At 49.9% G+C, this 6,247-nt stretch carries 7 protein-coding genes; 3 read left to right on the top strand and 4 right to left on the bottom strand.

Going from position 1 to position 6,247, the window contains the following annotated elements:
• Positions 1-110 precede the first annotated feature (110 nt).
• Positions 111-818 carry a DevA family ABC transporter ATP-binding protein gene (locus IQ235_RS15970; protein ID WP_264322432.1) on the top strand — a complete coding sequence of 236 codons (708 nt, stop codon included), beginning with the start codon at positions 111-113 and terminating at the stop codon, positions 816-818.
• Positions 819-973: 155 nt separating this feature from the next.
• Here the strand turns inward: IQ235_RS15970 and IQ235_RS15965 are convergent, their stop codons facing one another.
• The 3 genes from IQ235_RS15965 to IQ235_RS15955 all read right to left on the bottom strand — a co-directional run bounded on the left by IQ235_RS15965 (position 974) and on the right by IQ235_RS15955 (position 2,477).
• The gene (locus tag IQ235_RS15965; protein ID WP_264322431.1) at positions 974-1,690 is read right to left on the bottom strand and encodes a class I SAM-dependent methyltransferase; all 717 of its coding nucleotides are present in this window, start codon (positions 1,688-1,690) and stop codon (positions 974-976) included.
• Positions 1,691-1,962: 272 nt separating this feature from the next.
• A complete protein-coding gene (locus tag IQ235_RS15960; protein ID WP_264322430.1) occupies positions 1,963-2,160 on the bottom strand; it encodes a hypothetical protein in 198 nt (65 codons plus the stop codon).
• 152 nt (positions 2,161-2,312) lie between these two features.
• The gene (locus IQ235_RS15955) at positions 2,313-2,477 is read right to left on the bottom strand and encodes a hypothetical protein (RefSeq protein ID WP_264322429.1); all 165 of its coding nucleotides are present in this window, start codon (positions 2,475-2,477) and stop codon (positions 2,313-2,315) included.
• Positions 2,478-2,497: 20 nt separating this feature from the next.
• On the opposite strand from IQ235_RS15955, the gene IQ235_RS15950 reads away from it, so the two are divergent.
• Together IQ235_RS15950 and ribD are read left to right on the top strand one after the other, a co-directional pair.
• The gene (locus IQ235_RS15950; protein WP_264322428.1) at positions 2,498-2,701 is read left to right on the top strand and encodes a hypothetical protein; all 204 of its coding nucleotides are present in this window, start codon (positions 2,498-2,500) and stop codon (positions 2,699-2,701) included.
• Positions 2,702-2,745: 44 nt separating this feature from the next.
• Complete coding sequence (ribD, locus tag IQ235_RS15945) at positions 2,746-3,807, top strand: bifunctional diaminohydroxyphosphoribosylaminopyrimidine deaminase/5-amino-6-(5-phosphoribosylamino)uracil reductase RibD (RefSeq protein WP_264322433.1); 1,062 nt, start codon at positions 2,746-2,748, stop codon at positions 3,805-3,807.
• 622 nt (positions 3,808-4,429) lie between these two features.
• Here ribD and IQ235_RS15940 read toward each other — a convergent pair.
• Positions 4,430-6,247 (bottom strand): hybrid sensor histidine kinase/response regulator (locus tag IQ235_RS15940; protein WP_264322427.1); only part of this gene is annotated, 1,818 nt, incomplete at its 5' end.

Genomic DNA, 6,247 nt, shown 5'->3' with positions numbered 1-6,247 from the left:
GTGTTGACAAAGCAAAGACAACAGACAGTTGACACCACTGCGCCCATGTAATTACCCATATTTCCAATAGATTACCAACCCAATATGAGCAAGATACTCGCCCTAAAATCATGACCGATCGACCCGTCATCGCCATTCACCAACTCGACCACTATTTCGGCTCGGGACAACTCCGAAAACAAGTCTTATTCGACATAAATTTAGAGATTGCACCCGGTGAAATCGTAATTATGACCGGGCCCTCGGGTTCGGGTAAAACCACCCTCCTAACGCTGATGGGCGGCTTGCGCTCGGCTCAATCGGGCAGCCTCAAGATATTAGGCAAAGAACTGTGTCAAGCGAGTCAAAACGACTTAGTTAAAGTTCGGCGAAACAACGGTTACATCTTCCAAGCCCACAATTTACACGGCAGTCTAACCGCCCTGGAAAACGTGCAAATGGGGTTAGAAGTTCACGGGACGTTCTCCAAACCCGATCGCCACCGTCGTGCGGCTCAAATGCTAACCCAGGTGGGTTTAGAAGAACGAATCCACTACTATCCAGGCGACTTATCTGGGGGGCAAAAACAACGAGTGGCGATCGCCCGCGCCCTGGTGAGTCGCCCCAAAATCGTCCTCGCTGACGAACCCACCGCCGCCCTGGATAAAAAATCGGGACGGGATGTGGTTAACCTAATGCACGACTTAGCCAAAAAACAGGGCTGTACGATTTTGCTAGTAACGCACGATAATCGGATTTTGGACATTGCCGATCGCATTATCTATATGGAAGACGGGCGCTTAGCCACTCAACCCGAAGCTGCGGCAATTGCCCAGTAGCATCTCAGTACAACCAAAATACTCATCTCTTCCTTTTCTTCCTTTCTTCTAACTTCGTGTCCTTTGTGTCTTTGTGGTTCATTAACGTCGGTATTCTTTCACTCTCAAGAGATTTCGATCTGACTCCCACTCAACCCAGGCGACAACAAAAGCATCTACCACTGCACTTTATACATGATAAATAACTCTCCGGGCTTAGAGCTTTTTTTCTTAATACCCGCTGCTTTCATCGTTGCTTCCCAATCGGCGATCGAATCGAGATACACTTCAGTTCCTAAATAGGTTTCGAGAATTGCCCAATCTTCAGCCAGCGGTGCTTCGGGATTGAGGATATCAAACACAAATTGTCCTCCCGGTTTGAGCACGCGTTGGACTTGTTCCATCACCGTACTCCAATAGTCGCGGGAGAAATAGCAACTAAACCCCGTCGCGATCGCCAAATCGAATCGATCGGCTTCGTATTCTAACTGATGAGCTGCTCCCATTTCTACACCTTTAAACAGCTTAGAATTAAGCTGAGGTGCGCGAGACTGTAGAGCCTCTTTCGCGATCGAACTCACTTCTTGACCGTAGAAAAAAGCGTTCCATTCCCACCAAGGATAGATGAGGAAACTTACCCCACAACCAATATCCAAACAGTGTTGATTTTTTTTTGGCTTTGCCAGTTCCCAAAACGGAGAGGCAATGCGAGACTGGAGTTTTCCTGTCGCCCAATCTCGAAAAATAGGCATCGATTCAACTTCTTCGGGCAGTTTAAAAGACTCTCCTCGATACTCGCGATTGAAGCGATAGGCAAGCTGACTAATCTGCGATTGCCAATCATCGGAGGCATGGCTCGCAAAATATTGAGGTACATCGCCCGGTTTTATCATATCGACCTCGATAACTTTGTCACGTATACTTGGATTTTAAATGTCGATTTCGATCGCTTTATCTTATATCGATTGGGCAAACAAAACACCACTAAATTCGATCGATTAATATTTTTTGAATTTTGTTGTCGTCTATGTTCGTGGCTTTGTTTCTATCTATTAACACGATTATTTTTACGATGGCATCCATTTTCCTCGGTCTATAAATTTTGTTGCCATCTACATTAGATTTAAAAATTTACAATCGAGCTAAATTTTATCGATCGATTTTTTTACCGTCCTGCTTTTAAAGCCTTAGAAAAGTTTTTTCGATAGGAGGAATTGACAACCACTAGCACGGGCCATAATAATGCGAGGGTTAGCTGATTGCCAAAACCCCGCTCGAAGTTCGTCCGGTGAAAGCCCTTCCAAAATTTCCAGACTCCACCACCATACACGAGGAAGACCCCTAAACCGATTAAGTAACTCATCGTTATCGATTTTCCAACGAAAGATTATAGTTTTGGATTGCTAGTTCCCAGCTCGACAACTCATCAAATGCACGGACTCGCAACTCGATCGCGATCGCTCGACTCTAAGCACTCCATCTTTTGATTTTAGTAGAAATTATCTCGAATGGATTTTACAGCTCGCCGACAGACATGGCAAACTCGGGAGATCCGCGACCTCGTTTCACGTTGCCAGCTAACGGCACAGGGCATTTTGCCAGGTCAGCAGAGAAACCGTAGGGGGATTTTTCCGGTGCCGATCCGGTTTTTGGCCCGGTAATACACGAGCTACCCAACATCGGGAAGACACTCGACGGATATGAAGAAAGATACAGCAAAAGAAAACAGCGATCGAGAATCGGGTCTGATGTCAGGCGCGACAATCCCGATCGCCCTATATCTAGCTTCTGTGAATGTTATCGGTCGTCGCGCCCAAAAATATGCAAACTCAGCACGAAGAATTTTAGATTTCCGAAATCTTCCCCATCCCCACATCTATAGGCAACGATCCCCTTGGCTGTAGACGATGTTTCGCCACCCGATCGCATCAGCGCTTTCGATCGCACGATGATGCAGCGCTGTTTGAGCTTGGCGCGGCAGGCACTGGGAAAGACGGCCCCTAACCCCCTTGTCGGGTCGGTGGTGGTTAAAGACGGGCGGATCGTCGGGGAAGGATTTCATCCCGGTGCGGGACAACCCCATGCCGAAGTTTTTGCTTTGCGCCAAGCCGGAGAACAAGCCCGAGGGGCGACGATTTACGTGAGTTTAGAGCCTTGCAACCACTACGGACGCACGCCACCCTGTTCCGAAGCGGTTGTAAAAGCGGGAGTCGCGCGGGCGATCGTCGGGATGGTCGATCCCAATCCCAAAGTTGCCGGAGGCGGCATTGCCCGGTTGCGAGAAGCGGGAATCGAAGTCATCGTCGGGGTAGAAGAGGAGGCTTGTCGCCAGCTCAACGAAGCCTTTATCCACCGCATTTTGCACCATCGCCCCTTTGGAATTTTGAAATACGCCATGACCCTCGATGGCAAAATCGCCACCACCACCGGTCATAGTGCCTGGGTGACGGGAGAAGACGCGCGCAAGGCGGTACATCAGTTGCGATCGGCCTGCGATGCAGTGATTGTGGGGGGAAATACGGTGCGATCGGATAATCCCCAATTAACCAGCCATCGCACGGATATCCCCAATCCCCTGCGAGTGGTGATGAGTCGCACGTTGGATCTGCCGGAAAACGCCCGCCTGTGGCAGACAGAGGAAGCCCCGACGTTGGTGTGTACGGAAGCGGGAGTGAAGCCGGAGTTCCAGCAACGATTGCGAGATTTGGGGGTGGAGACGATCGAACTCGAATCCGTGACTCCGGCTGGGGTGATGGAGCTTTTATACGATCGCGGCTCGCTGTCGGTCTTGTGGGAATGCGGCGGAACCCTTGCCGCCCGAGCGATCGCCGATCGCTCCGTGCAGAAAGTCATTGCCTTTATCGCCCCCAAAATCGTCGGCGGCAAAATTGCCCCTTCTCCGGTGAGCGATTTGGGTTTGGAAACCATGCCCGAAGCCCTAAATTTGGAACATGCGCGTTGGTATGCCGTGGGAAAGGATATCGCGATCGAGGGGTATTTGAGCGAATAGGAAATCGGGTTTAGATTTCAGAGTAAATACTGATTTTTCTATCTATTCTCACGTCAACTATTTTCATTCGGGAGGCTATAACAAGGTATCAGACGATCGGGTTGACGGAGCTTGTATCGATTGAAAGATGTGTTCCATATGTTCAAAAACCTCATCTTTTACCCGAGCCTAAGTTGCATAGTACGTCAACCATTCAAAAAATACTTCAATAAATTCAATTATTTTTAACTAGAAGCCGCCTGACTCTGAAGGTAGGGTGAGAAAAGCATTTCGAGTCGCTTGCTTTTCAATTGCATATTGTACTGCAATGCATAAACAGTTGAAAGCTTGTTCTGAGGTTTTTATCTCAGATAATATCTTATAGCAATTCTCAGTCTTGTGAGGTACACCCAAATTCTATTTCCTATTCCCCATTCCCCATTCCCTGGTCACTGAGCTTGTCGAAGTGCCCTATTCCCTAAAACCAGAAACTCTGTACTTCAACAGATTGAGAACCGCTATATGTAGTTTAAGTAAAAGCTCTCTTCTTGCAACAAGAAGTTCAACAGTTAAGGTTCGCCATGTAAAAGAGAATTTAGACTAATAACCCAAGCAAAACCACACTGGTAGCTTCCCAAACACGTTACGAACTCGGTAATAAACTCTCAATTCCCGAGAGCAACTCCGTCGGCGTTACCGGTTTGCCCAAATAGGCATTTGCCCCCAAACTCATGGCTTTTTGGCGGTGACGATCGCCCGTACGAGAAGTTAGCATCACCACGGGGATGGTATACCAAGTAGAGTGGGTGCGAATACGCCCTAGGAGGTCGAAGCCGTTGAGAACCGGCATCTCTACGTCCGAAATGACCAAATCCACCAAACCCTGGCGTTGTTCGAGTTTTTTAAGGGCTTCTTGTCCGTTCCGACAGGGAATCACCGCAAACCCGGCATGGGTGAGGATGCGTTCGAGGGAACGTCGCGCCCCGGTAGAATCTTCGACGACCAAAATCATCCGCGAACCGTGGACGGTCATCGGAACCGGAGTGGTCACCATCGGTCGGCCCTCAATGGGCTTGAGAAATCGGGGCAGAATTACCGGCACGACTTCCCCGGTTCCTAAAATCGTACAGCCGCCGATGTAGGAGGGGATGGGAATGGTATCGTCGAAGGATTTGAGAATCAGTTGGCGTTCGTCGACGATCGCATCGACGGTAGCTGCAATGGGAGTCGAGGCCCCTTTGAGAACCAAAACCACTTTAGAGGTGCTAGAAACCGCAGGCAGGCGATCGTAAGGTAGCATTGCCATCAAAGGTAACAACGGCAGCACTTGTCCCCGCCAGGATATGGAAGATTCGTCGATCTCGTTCAACGCACCATCGAGAGGCCATTGATGAGGGCCGATATTGCTAACATCATCGTAGGGAATCACGTCGAGTACCGTATCGGCAGGAATAGCGAGCAGGCGACCCGAAGCCTGACACAGCAATAACGAGAGCAAACTCATACTCAAGGGCAACCGAATCGTAAAGGTGGTTCCCCGTCCCGGCAAGGTTTCCACATCGATGCTTCCCCGAAGTTGCCGAACTTGGGTGCGTACGATATCCATCCCCACTCCCCGACCGGAAATATCGCTGACAGCCGCCGCAGTAGAAAAACCCGGTTGAAAAATAAAGTTGAGAATTCGCTCCCTAGGCAACTGACTCATGGGGACATCGGGCGGACACAACCCCTGTTCCACGGCCATCTGGTAGATCTGCGTCAGATCGATCCCCCGTCCGTCGTCGGCAAAGGTAATCGCCACTTCGCTCCCTTCGGTCTTCGCCCCCAAAAAAATTTGGGCGGTTTCGGATTTCTCTAAAACTCTGCGTTCGGCGGGCTTTTCGATGCCGTGATCGAGGGCATTATTAAGAACGTGAGTCAGGGGTGTCTGGAGCTGTTCGAGGAGCACCTTATCCACCAGCACGTTTTCTCCGGAGACTTTCAGTTCGGCTTTTTTTCCGCAGTGTTGGGCATTGCGGCGCAGTTGGGGTAAAAACCGCTGGGCGAAGGTTTTGAACGGTACCAGGCGAGAAATGGTGACATCGGAGTAGAGTTGGGACAAATCCAGCCTCACCTGCCCCAAATCCTGACCCAATTCCCGGCTCACCAAATCGATATCTACACGGGTTTCCTGGACTTGGGTAATGAGTTCTTCAAAGGTCTGCAAGCTACTATGCAACGCCGTATAGCGATCCATTTCCAGGGCATCGAACTCCGAGGTTTCGCTGCTGCCATTGGTTTGAGTCCCGCTGCTGGTGGTGGACATGCGATCGTAAAAAGACTGGACCCGATCTCTGACGGGTTTAACCTGTTCCACCAAACGCCGCAGGTTTCCAGAGGCTTGTTTGAGTTGTTGCTGCTGGAGGGTCAGGCGTTCGTGGGAGGTGATCAGTTCTCCGATGGCACTGCCCATGGCATCGAG

This window comes from Zarconia navalis LEGE 11467 (assembly GCF_015207075.1).
Lineage (GTDB): Bacteria > Cyanobacteriota > Cyanobacteriia > Cyanobacteriales > Geitlerinemataceae > Zarconia > Zarconia navalis.
This window is presented reverse-complemented; position numbering and strand designations above follow the sequence as displayed.

Excerpts from the sequence above, each read along its gene's own strand:
- ribD (WP_264322433.1), top strand. The coding sequence starts at position 2,746 with ATGATGCAGCGCTGTTTGAGCTTGGCGCGGCAGGCACTGGGAAAGACG.
- IQ235_RS15950 (WP_264322428.1), top strand. The coding sequence starts at position 2,498 with ATGAAGAAAGATACAGCAAAAGAAAACAGCGATCGAGAATCGGGTCTG.
- IQ235_RS15955 (WP_264322429.1), bottom strand. The coding sequence starts at position 2,477 with ATGTTGGGTAGCTCGTGTATTACCGGGCCAAAAACCGGATCGGCACCG.
- IQ235_RS15965 (WP_264322431.1), bottom strand. The coding sequence starts at position 1,690 with ATGATAAAACCGGGCGATGTACCTCAATATTTTGCGAGCCATGCCTCC.
- IQ235_RS15970 (WP_264322432.1), top strand. The coding sequence starts at position 111 with ATGACCGATCGACCCGTCATCGCCATTCACCAACTCGACCACTATTTC.
- IQ235_RS15960 (WP_264322430.1), bottom strand. The coding sequence starts at position 2,160 with ATGAGTTACTTAATCGGTTTAGGGGTCTTCCTCGTGTATGGTGGTGGA.